The organism is Hymenobacter agri, from assembly GCF_054778495.1.
Map to the genome: position 1 here is coordinate 1 of NZ_BAAGZM010000035.1, position 16,010 is coordinate 16,010.

A 16,010-nucleotide genomic window follows, 5' to 3' on the forward strand; every position below is an offset into this window, starting at 1 on the left:
CAGCACTACATTCAGCAGGGCGGCGGTGCCCACGGCCCCGGCCCGCGCGCCCCACACGAGCAGCATAGTCAGCCCAAAGGCCAGCACCCCGATTTCGAGCGCCAGCGTCAAGATATTGAGGGCGGCCACACTGGTGAGCAGGGCCGTGAGCCCCACCAGCACGAGCGCGGCCAGCATGCCGTTGCGGCGGTGGGCAGCCGGACCGGGCGTGTCGGTTACGCTTACGCACACGGCCCCGGTCGAGATGGTGAGCCCTTCGGCGAAGTGCCCCCACTGCCCCAGCAGCACCGCCGGCAGTAGTATCGATACCGTGATGCGCACCCCGTCGGTAAAATTCTGGCCGGAGAAAAAGTAGCGAAGCTGGCGCGAGTGCTGGTTCATGCAACGAAGATGGGGAATGGCTCCGTTAACGCACAGATGGGCTTGCGGGGTTGGGCCAGCGCGCTACAAAGCCACGGGCCCAGCCGGCCGCTCCTCGTCGTACGCCACCGAATCCTCGTCCTCGTACACCGTATTTTCCAGGTCGTCGACGCAGGTTTCGAGCTGGGCTACCTCCTCTTCCCTATCGGCCAGCTGCTGCTTAAGGGCTGCTAGTTCGCGGGCCTGCTGCTGCTGGGTGGCTTCGAGCTGCGCCAGGCGCGCCTGCCCGGGCTGGCAAGCGGGCAGGCCCGCCAGCAACCACAGGCAGCAACCAAGGCGAAAAATAGTGGGCCGTGTGGTTTCCATGCTACCAAAACTACATACAGCAGGAACAGCCATGCCGTGCGCGCAATCAAGAAATTGGTTGCAAGGTGAACCCAGTGACGGCAGCAGGGTCACCATCGGCATACGCAAACACCTCCAGGAAATGTATTCGGCCGTTTTGGACAAACAAAATGCTGCCCGCCCCGTGCGATAATTCACCCGCTGCCACATCACTACCAGTGAAGGTTCGCTCTGCTTCATTTATTAACGGGCTGTAGTCGGGTACTATGAGCGTCGTAAAGAATCCGCAGCCACTGTATTCGCGCAACGCTACACGACACGTTGCAATTTGCGCGGCTAGGGCCGGACACTGGTAATGCTCAGCAATGCCACTTAACAAAGCTGCTTCCAGTTGATTTGGTAAATTATCGGTTGCTTCCGGCACTGATTGACGCATGACCTGAGTTGCCCTTAATGAGCTTTACCCCATTTACCCGGCTTTAATACATCACGTCCTCTATCGCCTCAATCTTGGCCGGCATCTCAGTTTCCTGCAGAAGCTCACGGATATCGATTTCGATGTTGCGGCAAATCGATGTCATCGGTACGTCGTAGATGTCGTTTTCGAAGGGGTTTTCGCTGGTGTGGCCCACGATTTCAATCACGTTGAACACCCACGATACGAGCGTGGCAAACGGCACCATCAGCCAGACGTGGTATTGACCCAGGGCCTGGCGGCTGTCGAACTCCTCCACCAGCCCAAGCGGCAGAATGGCGGCGAATATCCAGACAAACACGAAGCTGAAAAATGCGAACTGCCGCGGAAACGGCGTGTTTTTGATACGCTCGCAGCCACCCTGCGCGTTGAAGAGGTCCTGAATGGTCTGCATCATGGCCACTTGGCGGAACTCGCTGAGCAGGCCGCGCTCGGTCAGGTCGCGCAACTCCTCGCTCTGGTGGCGCAGCAGGTGGGTGGGCGGGTTGCTGAGCTTTTTGGCCGACGCGGCTTCGGCGGCGGGCAGGAAAGGCGCGACTTCGGCGTCCCAGAGCTCGGCGGTTTGGCGGCGCAGGTGCAGGCGCAGGGCGTTGCACCAGGCAATCTGGCGGTAGAGCAGGCGGCGGTGCGTGGCGGCCATTTCGGCGGGGCCGGGACCGGTGGTGCCGGCGGGCACCTGCACAAAATCGAAGGCCCGGATGGCCCAAACGCGGCTCACGTTCACGATGCTGCCCCACAGCTGCCGGCCCTCCCAGAAACGGTCGTAGGAGCCATTGCTTTTGAAGCCGATGTAGAAGGCCACGGCCGTGCCAAGCAGGGCCACCGGCTGCCACGGAATGTCGAGCACGTGCACGTTGAGCGGCCCGTAGAGCAAGCAAATCAACGTGTTATAAATCAAAAACACCACAAGGCTGCGGCGAGTCAGTTTCCAGACTACGCTCCAGCGCAGATTATTACGAATATACATAGGGAACTAAACCTGCCGCAGCGCCGGGGAGTTGCGCCGGGGCCATTAAAAGGAAGTTAATTGCGCCACGCGGCCCTAGCCTTTGAGCACGGCAATGCACTTGAGCTCGATGGCAATGGGCGTGGGCAGGCAGTTGATTTCGAGCGTAGTGCGACAGGGCTGGGCCGTGGCAAAATGCTCGGCGTAAAGGCGGTTGTAGGTCGGGAAGTCGTCCTTCATATTAGTAAGAAACACGGTCACGTCCACCAGGTCGTCCCACTCCGCGCCAGCTTCTTCCAGAATGTAGCGCACGTTCTGGAACACGGCCCGGCACTGGCTTTCGAAGTCGTAGCGCACCACGCCGCCGTCGGCATCAAGCTCCACACCCGGGATGGCGGGCTGCCCACGCTGGCGCGGCCCCACGCCCGACAAAAACAAGAGGTTGCCCGCACGGCGGGTGTACGGATAGGCGCCTACTGGTTCGGGAGCGCGGCTTTCGGTGGTCATGCTGGGGTTTTTAGGGATGCACTTACGGTATTTGGCGTCAAATAACGTCATTCGGGCGGGAGGTGAATTTATCGGGCCGGCGAGGTGTCGTTATTTGCGGGGCGGCACGGCACTGTTTTTGGCGGTACCGGGCTTGTTTTCGTCACGCCGCAGCATCAGGCACGTCATGCTAAGCGCAGTCGAAGCATCTCTACCGCTTCGACTGACGACGAAACCTCACCCCCGGCCCCTCTCCAAAAGAGAGGGGCGCCACGGCGGCGTGGTTGAGATGCTTCGACTACGCTCAGCATGACGTTCTATAATTCATACGCTTCCTCTCTCCCCCATCATCCCCCTTCTACACCCCGCATGAAATCCTCGTCTCTCCTGCTGCTCGGCAGCCTCAGTTTCTTTAGTGTCAGCCATTCGGCGCAAGCCCAGAAGCGCAAGATGCCGCCCAAGCCTTCGGCTACGGAAATCTACGATTCGGTGGGCCAGCCGGCCGTGCCGCTGGGCGGCACCGAGAAATACGCCCAGTTCCTGGCCGACCATCAGAAATACCCGGCGGCTGCCATGCAGCGCGGCGCGCAGGGCACCGTGAAGGTAAGCTTTGTGGTGGAAAAAACCGGCACTGTGAACGAGGTGAAGGTCGAGAACCCGGTCGCGCCCGAGCTCGACGCCGAAGCCATTCGCCTCATCAAAAGCGGCCCGAAGTGGACGCCGGCCAAAAACCACGGCCAAGTGGTGCGCCAGCGCGTGGTGGTGCCGGTGTCGTTCGTGATGTCGCCGGGCTCGACAGTGGTGATGCGCGCCGGCAAGGAGCAGCCCATTACCACGCCCGCGGCCGACATTGCCGCCTCGGCCAACCCCAACCGGCCCGCCGTGGTGGCCCCCGACCGCCCCACCCAGCCCGTGGGCGGCAACCAAGCGTTTTTCGACTGGATTGAGAAGAACCAGAAATACCCCCTGCTGGCCCGCCAGCGCAAGATTCAGGGCAAGGTTATCATGGAATTCGTGGTGCAGGCCGACGGCAGCCTCACCGATGCGCGCATCGTGAAGCGCCTCGGCTCGGGCCTCGATGAGGAAGCCTTGCGCCTCATTAAAACCGCCCCCAAGTGGGAGCCGGCCATGTTTCAGGGCAAGCCGATAAAGCAAAAGATGGTGTTGCCGGTTCTGTTTCAGCTGTAAAGCTAGTTTATGGAAAACTCCCCTCCTTACCAAGGAGGGGACGTGGCCGCGAAGCGGACACTGGGGTGGTTGTGGCGCCAGGCTGGCGTCGGATAACAACTGCTGTTATTTACTGTAAACAACGCTCACAACCACCCCCGTCCGAGCCTGCGGCTCGAACATCCCCTCCTTAGTAAGGAGGGGAATTTTTCGCCCCTCTTCCCTCCGCTCCCGTCCATGTTTTCCGCCTGCTCCATCGTTGCCGACAAGCCGCTTAGCGCACCCAAGGTCCCCGCCCAAATCTGGCCCCACCAGGTGCGCTACCGCGAGGGCGCACAGGCGCTGGCCGTGGATTTGTTCGATGCACTCGACGACGACCTGAAGCCTTTCGTGCTGCTGCTGGCCCTGCCCGCCGACGACTCCCACCCCGCCCGCTGCATCGAGCCCACCGATGCCAGCCTGCCCGGCGAGGCGTTTTCCGACGCCGTGGCCCGGGGCCGCGTGAAGCAGCTCACCACGCCTTGGCCCTTCTCCGACCGCGACGACGTGCCCGCCGCCGCCATCCGGCGCAAGCACCAAGGCATTGGTATCCGCGATGCCGTGCAGGAAACCCTGAACGCGCTCGATGAGCAGCAGGGCAACTACGTGCACTTCGCCGGCTGGCCGGTCGAAATCAACGGCTACTTCGTGGTGACGGTGCTGCGCCTGCTGCGCAAGCCATTGAAGGCTTACCCCTCGCTGCAGCCCGCCCGCTACTACACCGACGGCAAGCCGCTGGCCCCGTCGCTGCTGATGGCAGCCATGTACCGCTTCAACGAAGAAGGCGTGAAGGCCCTGAGTGAGCCCGAGCCGGGCGCCAGCATTTTTGTGCGGCCCCGCGAGAGCGAGGAGCTGCTGCGCGCCGCCGGCAAAACCTTCCTCGACACGCCTGCCCAGGCCCTGGGCCTCGACCCCGCTACCACCAAGCTGTTTGCCACCTGCAACACCATCAGCAGCCTGCGCTACGAGGGGGCCGAGGGCGTGGGCAAGCTGCTGCTGGCCCGCCGCGGCCACCCCAACATTGAGGAAATCTTCGCCCTCACCTGCCCTACCGAGCTGACGGACTACCGCGCCGTGCGCAAGCTGCTCGAGATGGCCACGCCCGACGTGCACCTGCTCTCCGACGGCGAAAACGTGTACGCCCTAGGCCGCCAAATCGGCCACTACGATGCCGTGCGCGAGGATTTATTCGTCATCAACTTCGTGACGCACTACGCTTGGGAGTTGCAGCACGCCAGCCACGTGCTCATGCGCTCGCACTACGGCCTGCCCGGCCTGCCGCGCCCGCGCCTGAGCCGCACCGCCTTCCGCAAGGCCCTCAAGCGCACCTTCTCGCTGGCCGACGCGCCGAAAGTGGAGCGCCTTTGGGACGTGGTGCTCGAAGCCAGCCGCCAGAAGCACGGCACCCTCCTCGTCATTACCACCGAGGCCCTGGCCGAAGCCGACCGCCTCAAGCTGCAGTGCACGCTCATCGAGCCGGTGCCGCTCACGCCGCTCATCACCCGCCTCGTCACCAGCATCGACGGGGCCGTGCTGCTCGACCCCGACGGCTACTGCTACTCCATCGGCGTCATTCTGGATGGCCGCGCCTCGGGCCGGGGCGATGGTACCCGCGGTGCGCGCTATAACTCGGCCCTGCGCTACATCGAAAGTTCCGATTACCCCTGCCTGGCCGTGGTAGTGAGCGAAGACGGCATGGTGGACGTGCTGACTTCGGTGCGAGAGTAGGCGCGGTGTTGTCATTGCGAGGCCGTAGGCCGTGGTAATCCTTCCTCTCTGAGCGACGAGTCATTCAATGTGACCAGCATTTTTTGAAACGCAAAAAGCCCCGCCTCATCCAAGAGCCGGGGCTTTTCACATCTCTAGGTTTTCTGCATCGGGAGGAAGGATTGCTACGGCCTACGGCTTCGCAATGACAGATGATTACCGCTTCGCCCGAAACGACCAAGTCAGTTTGAACACTGCTACCACGTCGCCGGCCTCGTCCACTCCGGTGCTGATGCAGATTACGGTGCGGCCTTCGCCGGTGGCGCGGCTCTCGGCTACGGCCTGGGCGATGGCTGCGCCATCGGGGCAGGTGAAGGTGATGAGGCCCACGGCTTTTTTCGTAAAGTCGCCCTGAATACCCGTTACCAGCATCGAAACCGGCGAGCCGGCCTGCACGTGCATCATGGCCTGAATGCCACTGGCCAGCTCGGCCGCCATGGCCAGACAGGCGAAGTATAAGCTGCGAAACGGGTTTTGCGTGAGGTATTTGTAGCGAATCGTCACGGACGCCATTTCCGGTGTGAGCTGGGTGAGGCGCAGGCCCGCCAGCCAGGCCATGGGCAGCTTTTGCAGCATGAAGAGCCGCAGCTTCATCGGGTTCAGCACCTGGCGGCGGAAGGCGGCGGCTTGCGGGGTATCGGCGGTGGTGGGAGTCATGGCGAGAGCGTTGGTAATGCAGCTATAAAGAACGTCATACTGAGCTTGCCGAAGCATCTCTGCCGCAGCAGCAATCAATTTTACTTGCGCGGTAGACATGCTTCGACAAGCTCAGCATGACGTTCTTTTTCCTTTTTACCGGCAGCCGCTAGCTCTTCTTATCCAGCACCAGCACCACCTTGTTCCAGTTGGCCGCCGCGTTCACCACGGCGCGGAAGGCTTCGAAATCGGCTTTGGGCCAGCGCAGTTGGCGGTAGTTTTCGGCTACCGTCACAGTGATGGTCTGGCCGTTCTGCACGTAGGACGAGCGGAAGTCGAAATCGGGCTTGGCGGCGTCGGTACCGGCTTTCACATCCACGTTCAGGTCCTGGAGGTTGCGCACGGCGTAGCCGGCCGGCACCTCGAAGCGGATGGTGCGCAGGTAGCGGTGGTTGTTGTCGTTCTCCACGTCAAACTGCCGCTCCTCCTTCTGGTACAGCTCGGTTTGCGGACCCAGCAGCGTGCCGATTTTGAACAGGTAGCGCGGCCCGGCCTTGTCGAGCAGCGCGGCCGATTCCATCTGGCCTTCCACGATGAATGGCTTGTCGAGCGGGCTGATGTCGCGTTCCGTGTTGCGCACTTCCAGCTTCTGGAAGTTGCTGGCATCGGGCACCACGGCCTTCTGCAGGTTTTGCAAAATCTCAGTGCGCTTGGCTTCCGGAATCATCGTCCAGAAAGGCTGAATCTCGGCCGCCGGGTAGCCGCCCAGCGTCTGGCGCAGGCGAATGGTGCTGTTGCTCAGGTCGGGCGCGAAGGTCACAGTCGCGTCAATGTCCTGCGGGCTCTGGTCGGCGCCGAGGGCCGGAATCTCCTTCACCTTGCCCACAGCCGATTCCATATTGCCCAGCTTCACGCCTTTGATAAACAAGCCGGTGCCGCCCGTCCAGTCGGCCGGCAGCATGCCGTAGCGGTAGTCGGGCCGACCCGGGGCCAGGTACTGGCCAGTGGCCGGGAAGTAGAAGGCGAAGTGGTCGAGGTAGTTCCAGGTATCGAACGTGCCATCGAAGGGTACGGCCTCGCGGCTGCTAGTCACCACCACCTCAAAATCGATGCCCATGGCCCGGTAAATGGCGGCCAGCAAATGACTGAAACCGGCTTCGGGGGCGTTGTGGGTGGCGGCAATTTGCTCGATGTTACCGCTGGCGCCTTCTTCGAGGTTGTAGTTCAGCTTCACGTAGTTCTCGGCGGCCCGAATGCGGTCGGCCATAGGCAGCGTGCTCACGGGGGCCGCCAGCAGCTTGCCAGCGGTGAGGATTTTGGCCACAGCCTTGGCCTCGTCTTTGGTCAGGTTGTTCACGCTGCCATACACGTACTGGCTGGCGTCGGCCCAGGTGAACTGGCGCACCTGGCCCTTGCTGGCGATGTAGGCCAGCTTGTACTCGGCGCGCATGCGCTGGGCTTTCACGTTGGCAAAGGCCTCATTGCGCAGCCCAGCCACGTTGTCGAGGTGCAGGCGCAGGGCACGGCGCTCGGCCATGGTGGTGTCGGGCGTCATGGCCGGGCCGTGGTACACGCGCGCCTCAAACGTGAGGGCTTTGGGCGAAATCAGCTCGAAAGTGACGTCGTGGGCGGGCGTCTCGCTCTGCAGAATCTCGCTGCCGAAGTGATTCACGTGGCGCTCGCGGGTGTAGAAATACTCGATTTCGGAGCCCTTCTCCACGCCATCGACGGCAAACACGCGGAAACCGCGGCCGCCCTCCTGGTCCTTCAGCTCCTTCATGTCGGCGGCCTTCACCTCGTGCACCTCCCCGCGCGGGCTGATGGTGCGCGCCTTAATGTCGACGGGTGCGCCCGAGGCCAGCACCGGTACCACAATCTTGTTGTAGCTCTCGATACCATCGGACGAGTTCACGCGCACAATGCGGTGTTCAGTGGCAAACAGGCGGATGTCCTTGCTGGCCTTGTCGTAGTAATACTCCAGGCTGGTGAAGTCGCGCAGCAGCACGGCCGGCAACTCGGCCTCGGCCGCCGACACGGGCAGGCGCTGGTGGCGCTTGGTGTCCCAGTTGTAGCCGGCGTGGATGAGGTCGGGCGGTAGCGTCTGGGCCGAAAGCGTGGCCGTGGTGAGCAGGAAAATGGTGAGGAAAGGAAGACGCATGAATGGGGGAAGGATGGGTAGTGTAATGATGAGCGTTTTCTCAGCAGAACGTCATGCCGAGCGTAGCCGAGGCATCTCGCTTGGGGCGGTAACTCAATCGTTGAGCCATCATTGATTAGTGGCGGCACGCGAGATGCCTCGGCTACGCTCGGCATGACGTTCTGTTATTCCGCGTCCAGCTATATTTTCTTTTTTTTCAAAATCACCACCTCGCGGTAGGCGCTACCAAGCTTGTTCACCACCGAGTTCCAGCTGCCGAACTGCTTGGGCTGCAGGAGCAGGTAGTTCACGTACACCTCGCGGTCCTGGATGATTTTGTTGCCCTGGCGCTCGTAGCTCACCTTGAAGCCGAGGGCGTCGCCCTGGGCCTGCACAGTGGGCGGCAGGTAGCTCACCTCGTAGCCGGCGGGCACCACCAGCTCGGTGCGGGTGTGGTCGGTGTGAGCGAACTCGTTGTAGCGCGGCAGCTTGCGGGTGGTCGAGTCGATGCGGTCGGTAGCGTAGGGCCGTTCCAGGTTCAGGTTGATGTACACCTCGTCGTCGACCTGCTGCACGTAATCCTGCAGGCGGTAGTCGTAGCTGATGCTCAGTGGCTGGTCGCGGGTATCAAGATTAGCAATGCTGTATTTGTCGACGAAGAACTTGTTGTTGCCGCGCTCCAGCAGCGCCTTGATGTACTTGGGCTCGGCGGTGCGGTCCAGCCCATCGAGGCCGTAGCTCTGGTTCACTTTGGAGTAGCCGGCGATGTTCAGCTTGCCGGTGCCGCGCAGCGTGGTGCCGTCCAGGGTCAGCACCGAGGCGTCGTCGACGCCGCTGCGGCCCTTATCCATCGCCGGAATGTCCACCACGCGGCTGTTTTTGGGGTCGAGAGCGAGCAGACCTTCCTTGCCCTGAATCATGGCCGAGGGCATGCCGTAGGGCGTGTGCTTGCTGGTGGCATCAAGGAACACGTACTTGCCGGGCGTGGGCTCATAAGTGGCAATCATGTGGTTATCGACGCCGGGCGTGGCCAGTTCGCCGTACTTGTAGGGCAGGTCGCGGGTGCCCACCCAGGTCAGGTAGGCGTTTTTCACGCCGGCCAGGTGCAGCATCTCGTTGGTGAGGTTGGCCATGTCCTTGCAGTCGCCGTAGCGGCGCGCGTACACCAGCCCGGCATCGTGCGGAATGAAACCGCGCAGGCCCTGTTCGAAGGCGATGTACTTCACGTTGTCCTGCACCCAGTAGTACACGCGGCGCACTTTTTCCTCCTCGGTAGCGGCCCCGGCCACCAGCGAATCGACGCGGTGCTGCAGGGCCGGGCTGGGCTGCCGGTCGATGCGACGCACGAAGTCGGCGTACATGTTGTACAGTTCCGGCACGCCGGAGAGCAGCTTGCGGCTCTGGCCGTTCACGGGCGCTTCCTGCACGAAAAACACGATGTGCGGCAGGTAGTAGCTGCTCTCGGGGCTGTCTTCCTCGCGGGGCGGGCTGGGCAGGTTGTCGGCCGTCCAGCGGTACACCACCTGGCTGCCTTTTTCCTCCCGGGTGTACTTGATGGGGGTGTTTTCGGCGTGGAAGGTCTTGTAGCCAATCACCACGCCTTTCGGGGCAGTAATCGTCAGCTCGGCGTGGCGCACGGGCACGTAGGAGCCCACGAAAAATGGCATCACAAACCGGGCATCCACGTGCCGCACGGTGTAGTCGGTTTCGGTGCGCGCCCCCGGCGACACGGCCGGAAACGTGAACGAGACAGAGCGCGTGTCATCGAAAAACACCCCCGATTGAATCTCGAACTTGTCCTTGAATTCCGTCACCTTCACCGCCTTGAACTTCTCGCCGTTGGGCACCAGCGTGCGGGCTTCCAGCTTTTGCAGGCGGTTGAAGTGCGAGCTGTACACCCGGTCGTTGGCGTACATGGCCGACTGCTCGGCCAGGTGCAGCATGTCGGCGTGGTGGCGGTTGGTCACCTGCACCGAGTCGTTGCGGATTTCCACGGTCAGGTCTTGGCGCAGCTCTAGGTACACGGCTTTTTCGGTCGGGTATTGCTGGCGCATCTGCGTCAGGAGCTGGCTGGCGGGGGCCTGGGCGTGGGCCGCGGCGGCCGCCAGCAGCAGTACGGGAAATAACAGTAGGATTTTGCGCATACAATACGGAAAGGATATAGCGTAATCGACTTAAAGTTAGAAGATAATAACCGGCTTCCAACCCTATACTTAACCGCCCTTGATTTCGCATAGCGAACGAGGTAGAGGCGCAACATTTTGCGTCTCGTCGTTGAACGAGCGGCACTGCACCGTTCGCATGCTATCGTTCAACGACGAGACGCAAAATGTTGCGTCTCTACTTATTGTACACCATCAGATTCCAGTACACGTCGGTGCGCAGGGGCTTGCCGGCGGCATCGAAGGTGGTGCTGGGGCCACTGCGCTCGCCGCTGCGATAGGTTTCTTCGCGCTCCAGGGTGCCGTCGGGGCGGTAGTAGCGGCAGCGGCCGTTCAGCTCGCCGTGCAGGTAGCTTTCCTGCTCCATGGGCTTGCCGTTGGGGTAAAAGCTTTCGAGCAGGCCCGTGCGCAGGCCCTTGGCGAAGCTGGTGCGGCGGAACACCGCACCCGAGGCGTAGTAGTACGTGGCCGTCCCGGTGGCCTGGCTATGGTCGTAGCTTTCCATTACAGCGGGCTTGCCGTTGGCAAAATTCACGCTGATGGTGCCGGTTTGGTTGGGCAGCGCTTGGGGCGCGCTGCTCTCCACCGGCCCGCGGTAGTTCACCAGCACGCCGTGCTCGTACTGCTTGTCAGTCAACAGCTCGCCGGCGGGGTTGTAGCGGCGCACGTGGCCGTGGTACTGGCCGCCTTCGTACTGTTCCACAAACTCCACCTGCCCGTTGGGGAAGTATAGCGTCCACTCGCCTTCCTGGTCGCCGTTGCGATAGCGGCCCTTCTGCTGCAGCTGGCCGCTGGGGTAGTAGGTCAGCCATTCGCCGGTGGTCTGGCCGTTTTGGAACTGGCCCACGCGGTTGGGCTTGCCATTGGCAAACGAGGAGCGGAAAGGCCCGTGTCGCCGTCCGCCCAGCTGCTCCACCGTGGTTTCTACGCTGCCATCGGGGCGGTACCACGTCGAGAGGCCACCGCTTTCGTAGCAACCCAGGCCGCTGCGGTAATAGGGCTTGCCGCTGGGGTAAAGCAGCACGTAGTCCTTGCTGTCGGGCCTGATGGCTACATTGGCCAGCACCTGCCCCGTCGAGTCGTAGGTCGTCACGTGGTGGAGCTTGTCGAACTCAAACTGCCGCTCCTGGGTGGGCTTGCCGCCGGGCTCGTAGCTGCGGCTCATTCCGTTCAGGTCGCCTTTGAAGTATTCGTACTCCTCGCTCAAGCGGCCGTTCGCATAGAAGTCCTTCCACTGGCCGTGGCGCTGGCCGGCTAGGAAATAGCCCTGCAGCGAAGGCAGCCCATCAAGGGTAAACTGCTCAAATAGGCCGTCTTCGCGCCCCTCAGCATCGTAGCGGGTGCGGCGCTGCAGCTGGCCGCTGCGGTAGTACAGCTCAGAGATGCCGGTTTTAGTGCCCTTGTCGTCGAAATGGGCCATTTCGCGCTTGCCGCCGTCGGCGTAAAACCATTGCCAGTCGCCCACCATTTCGCCGTTGAGGAAGGAGCCAGTGGCGTTTTTGTGGCCGTCGGCGTCGGGCAGCTGCACGGCCACGCGGCCCTTGCGGGTGTCCTGGTCGAGCACGGGCTGGTTCTGGCGGTTGTAGTAGCGCAGGTGCACGGTGCGGCCGTGGGCGTACTCGGTGTCGCAGTACAGGTGGCCGGTTTCGTCGTAGTCGCGGTACACGCCGTGCAGCTTGCCGGCTTCGTCGAAGCTCTTCTCTACACTCGGCTTGCCGTTGGGGTGAAATTCCTTCCAGGTGCCGGCCTGCTTGCCGTGGGCGTAGCGGCCTTCCTGGCTCAGCTGGCCGTTGTCGTGGTATTCCTGGTATAGCCCGTCGAGCTCGCCGTGGTCGTAGGTGCCCTTGCGCTCCAGTACCTTGCCGGGGTAGTACGACGTAAAAGCCCCCTGCCGCACGCCCTGGGCCATGGTGGTGGTGTACTCGGGGCTGCCGTCCTGGTAGAAGCCCTCTTCCAGCCCGTCCACCTTGTCGGCGTGGGTGATGGCGCGCATGCGCAGCTGGCCGTTGTTGTAATAGGTCGAATACGGCCCGTCGAGGTCGCCGGCCTTGAAGGTGCGGCTGCCGATGCGTGCCCCGCACTCGTTGAATACCGTGAGCACGCCCTCGACCTTGCCGGCCCGGTAAGTGCTTTCGTACGAGGGCTGGCCGTTGCGATGGAATTCGCGGCTCAGGCCCTCGCGCTCGCCCTGGTCGTTGTAGTGGTACACCTGCTCCAGGCTGCCGTCGGGGCGCAACACCTTCCACTCGCCCACCTTCTTGCCGGCGGCATTGTACTGCCCGTGCCCATCCACGTAGCCCGAGGCGGCATCGATGGAAATCCAGTCGCCGCTGCCCTTGAAATCACCGGCGGCATCTACCACGCCCGGTCCCAGGCCCACCAGCGCATTCTTGCTGAACCAGCCATCGACGCGCGCGGCCGTGGGCTGGCCCGCAATCATCTGCTTGGCGCGCAGCTCGGCCAGGCCTTCCACCACCACGCGCATCATGGCGTCAATTTTCGACTTGTTGCCCTTCACCCACTGGGCGGCGCGCTTGTCGTCGGCCGATTCCAGCATGCTGTAGGTGAAGGCCGTGAGGTGGTCGTTCTGGCGCAGCGCCTTTATCATCGGCCCGTAGGCCCGCACCCAGAAGTCGTCGGCGGGCCCGTCGAGCGGGAATTTCTCCACCAGCAATTGGGTCTGCTTCACTACCGAAGCCGGAAATTTCACCTTCGACACGTAGCCGGGCTGCAAGGCCACCTTGCTCTCAATCAGCTGGTCGAGCTCGGAAAACGCCTCGTTCGATACCACGGGCTTGATGCGCTCCTTGTCTTCGACCACCGGCGCCCCCTGCGAGAGGGTTTCGGCGGCCACCAGCACATCGTGCGTCGTCTGGCCGGGGTTGGCCAGCACCAGATACGTCAGCCAGCCCAGCAGCGCCCGCGCGGTGTGGCCCTGCTCGGCGGCCAGCACGGCCAGCAGGCGGTGCGTGTTGGGGTGCGTGGGGGCCAGCTCCAGGCTGCGCTCGAAGCTGGCAATGGCCTCGGCGGGCCGGTCGTGCTGAAACTGCACCACGCCCAGGTTGTACACCAGGTTCTGGTTGTAAGGGAATAGCTTGATGCCAGCGGCGTAGGTGGCCAGGGCATCGTCAATCTGCTTCAGAGCTTCCTGGGCGGTGGCCAGGGTGTTGTAGGTCTGGGGCTCGAAGGGCTGCAGGGCCAGGGCGCGGCGGGCGGCCATAATGGCCTCGGCGTGCTTGCCGGCGGCTTCCAGGCTCAGCGCCAGCTCGCTCTGGGCGGTGGCGTAGGTCGAGTCGCCGGGCGTGACGGCCTGGTATTTAGCAGCGGCCCCGGCGTAATCTTCTTTATCGTGCAGGGCGACGCCCTCTTTCACCAGCTGGCCCGGCTGGGGCCAGGCAATGGGGGTTTGCTGGCTCCAGCCCAGGCGGGGGCCGGCCAATAGCAGCGCCAGCGCGGCACCGCGAATCGCAGTCGACATACAGAAAAAAGCAGGAGGTAGAGCAGGCTATTTTCCGGCTTCAGGCCGGAGCAAAAGCGCCCACGTTACCACAATAATAAGCAGCCGACAGGATGAATTTCACCGGCTGCTCATCTTTTTTCAGCCGACGGCTATTTTTTTCGCTTCGGGGCGGCGGGCGGGGCAGCAACCGGCTTGGCCGCTGGCCGCACCACCAGCTCCTGGTAGCCAAACGTGGGGTCGGTTTCGCGCCGAAAATCCAGTTGCGGCAGCTCGCCCAGCACGATTTCAGCCGTCGTGTACACCCGGCAGCCATCAAGCAGGTGCCCGCCAATGGTACGCCCGGTGCTATCCGACACCGCTAGGTGCAGGTGCGAGCCATTGGTGGACAGCGTACCCACCAGCGACACAATCTCGAAATGACCTTTGTACACCGAGGGCCCTTCCTGGTTGGCCAGCCGCAGCGTGGCCACCGTGAGGCTGCCCACGCAGGTAATCAGGGTACCTGCCGCAATGTGGTTTTGCTGCACGAAGGCCGTAAGCTGCTGGCGCAGGTCGTCGCCGGGCTTCAGGCGCAGGGCGTAGGTTTTGAGGCTGGAAGATTGGGCAGCGGGCACGGCGGCGGGGGGTTGGGCCAGCGCGGGCGCGGCCAGCAACGATAATAGGAGAGCGAGACGAGTAGTCATTACCCCAAAGAACGTCATGCGTCTGTCATCCTGAACGCAGCGAAGGACCTTATCACGTTCGAGCGAGTTGCTCTGACGCGATAAGGTCCTTCGCTGCGCTCAGGATGACAGACGGCACCCCAAATACTTAATACTGCAATCTTACTTGCTGAACCGCACTGTACCGTAGCGCACCTTGATGTTGACGTTACCCGCCCGCTGGGCCGGCGTCACGGCCCCGAACACGCCTAGCACGTCGCTGGTCTGCGGGCCGTTTTCCTGCGAGAGCACGCGCACCAGATTTTTATCCACCAGCAGTTGGCCCTGCTCGGTACTCACGTCGAAGCGAAAGGCGGGCGCATCGGCAAAACCCAGCCGAATGGTGCTGAAACCGCCGTCGAGGTTTACCTGGCGGAAGTTGGCACCCATGTCGCGCACCACGAAATCGGGGCAGTAGCGCACGGCCATGTCCAGGCCCTCGCTCAGCTTATCAATCGTGAAGCGCGAGTAGCCCGACGAGCCGCGCAGGTTGCGCACGCTGCCCAGGGCCACGTCGCCGTATTTACTGTGTACGGTGAGGTCCTGCACAGTGCCGATGTCCACGTCGGAGTAGTTGTTGCGCAGGTCCACCGTCGTGCCTTCGTCGAGGCGCAGCTGGGCGTAGCTGGCGTCGATGCTGGCGCGGCCGGCGAAGGCAATGCGGCAGTCGCCGTTGCCGATGCGGATGAGGTTGCGCGGGCCGTCGAGGCGGGCGGTGTGCAGGCTGCCGTATTCCACGGCCAGCTCGGTGCTGCCGCGCAGGTCGTTGTTCAACGTTACGTCGCCGAAGCTGTCGTAGAGGCGCAGGGCCGTGGTGCGGGGCAGCCACACGGTGTAATTCACCTGGTAGCGACAGCCGCCGGCCCGGCCGCGCAGGGTGGGGCCAAACTGTGTGCTCACGGCCACGCCGCCGGTGCGGGCGTCGTAGTCGAGCCACTGCACGCCCAGCGCATCGAGCACCTGCTTGGCTCCGGCGTCGGTTTCGGCGCGGGCCACCAGCTCTGCATCCACTTTGATTTCGGCCTTGCTCCAGGTGTTCACCTGCACGCGGCCGTAGCGGGTATCGAGTGAGAAAGCCCGCCCCTGCTTCGGCACCGCAAACGAGCGGCTGAGGCGGCGGCGCTGCTCTATCTGCAGTTGAGTGGCGGTTTCGGGGCCATCGGGCTGGTCGGCGGCGGGGTTTTGCGGGCCTTCCTGCTGGGGCGTGGTTTGCTGCTCCGTGAGTTCAGCAGTGCCAAACAGGGCTTCGGCGGCACGCTTCGCTTCGGGCGACAGCACCAGCACGGCTACGTGCGGCCCTACAGCCACCCACTGCCCGGCCCCGCCAAC

At 62.9% G+C, this 16,010-nt stretch carries 12 protein-coding genes and 1 pseudogene; 2 read left to right on the plus strand and 11 right to left on the minus strand.

Going from position 1 to position 16,010, the window contains the following annotated elements:
• The 5 genes and pseudogenes from ACYVDE_RS03750 to ACYVDE_RS03770 all read right to left on the minus strand — a co-directional run.
• Positions 1–381, minus strand: a pseudogene (locus ACYVDE_RS03750) (hypothetical protein); the annotation flags it as partial.
• Between the two features lie 63 nt (positions 382–444).
• Complete coding sequence (locus tag ACYVDE_RS03755; RefSeq protein ID WP_460500123.1) at positions 445–726, minus strand: hypothetical protein; 282 nt, start codon at positions 724–726, stop codon at positions 445–447.
• Between the two features lie 46 nt (positions 727–772).
• Complete coding sequence (locus ACYVDE_RS03760) at positions 773–1,141, minus strand: hypothetical protein (RefSeq protein WP_460500124.1); 369 nt, start codon at positions 1,139–1,141, stop codon at positions 773–775.
• Between the two features lie 43 nt (positions 1,142–1,184).
• Entirely contained in the window at positions 1,185–2,147 is a 963-nt protein-coding gene (locus ACYVDE_RS03765; RefSeq protein ID WP_460500125.1) for a bestrophin family protein, read from the minus strand.
• Between the two features lie 75 nt (positions 2,148–2,222).
• Positions 2,223–2,684, minus strand: a complete 462-nt coding sequence (locus ACYVDE_RS03770; RefSeq protein ID WP_460500126.1) for a RidA family protein — start codon at positions 2,682–2,684, stop codon at positions 2,223–2,225.
• 297 nt (positions 2,685–2,981) lie between these two features.
• Here ACYVDE_RS03770 and ACYVDE_RS03775 point away from each other — a divergent pair, with 297 nt between their 5' ends.
• Positions 2,982–3,800 (plus strand): energy transducer TonB, encoded by an 819-nt coding sequence (locus ACYVDE_RS03775; protein WP_460500127.1) that lies wholly within the window; start codon positions 2,982–2,984, stop codon positions 3,798–3,800.
• Positions 3,801–4,016: 216 nt separating this feature from the next.
• The gene (locus tag ACYVDE_RS03780) at positions 4,017–5,546 is read left to right on the plus strand and encodes a DNA integrity scanning protein DisA nucleotide-binding domain protein (RefSeq protein WP_460500128.1); all 1,530 of its coding nucleotides are present in this window, start codon (positions 4,017–4,019) and stop codon (positions 5,544–5,546) included.
• Between the two features lie 195 nt (positions 5,547–5,741).
• On the opposite strand, the gene ACYVDE_RS03785 is transcribed toward ACYVDE_RS03780, so the two are convergent.
• The 6 genes from ACYVDE_RS03785 to ACYVDE_RS03810 all read right to left on the minus strand — a co-directional run.
• Positions 5,742–6,242: a PaaI family thioesterase gene (locus tag ACYVDE_RS03785; protein ID WP_460500129.1), complete on the minus strand. Its 501-nt coding sequence runs from the start codon at positions 6,240–6,242 to the stop codon at positions 5,742–5,744.
• A gap of 148 nt (positions 6,243–6,390) precedes the next feature.
• Entirely contained in the window at positions 6,391–8,379 is a 1,989-nt protein-coding gene (locus ACYVDE_RS03790; protein ID WP_460500130.1) for a DUF3857 domain-containing protein, read from the minus strand.
• 179 nt (positions 8,380–8,558) lie between these two features.
• Positions 8,559–10,502 carry a DUF3857 domain-containing protein gene (locus ACYVDE_RS03795; protein WP_460500131.1) on the minus strand — a complete coding sequence of 648 codons (1,944 nt, stop codon included), beginning with the start codon at positions 10,500–10,502 and terminating at the stop codon, positions 8,559–8,561.
• A 196-nt stretch (positions 10,503–10,698) separates the two neighbouring features.
• Positions 10,699–13,998 (minus strand): tetratricopeptide repeat protein, encoded by a 3,300-nt coding sequence (locus ACYVDE_RS03800; RefSeq protein ID WP_460500132.1) that lies wholly within the window; start codon positions 13,996–13,998, stop codon positions 10,699–10,701.
• Between the two features lie 131 nt (positions 13,999–14,129).
• Positions 14,130–14,663 (minus strand): PPC domain-containing DNA-binding protein, encoded by a 534-nt coding sequence (locus ACYVDE_RS03805; protein WP_460500133.1) that lies wholly within the window; start codon positions 14,661–14,663, stop codon positions 14,130–14,132.
• A 141-nt stretch (positions 14,664–14,804) separates the two neighbouring features.
• Positions 14,805–16,010 (minus strand): hypothetical protein (locus ACYVDE_RS03810; RefSeq protein WP_460500134.1); only part of this gene is annotated, 1,206 nt, incomplete at its 5' end.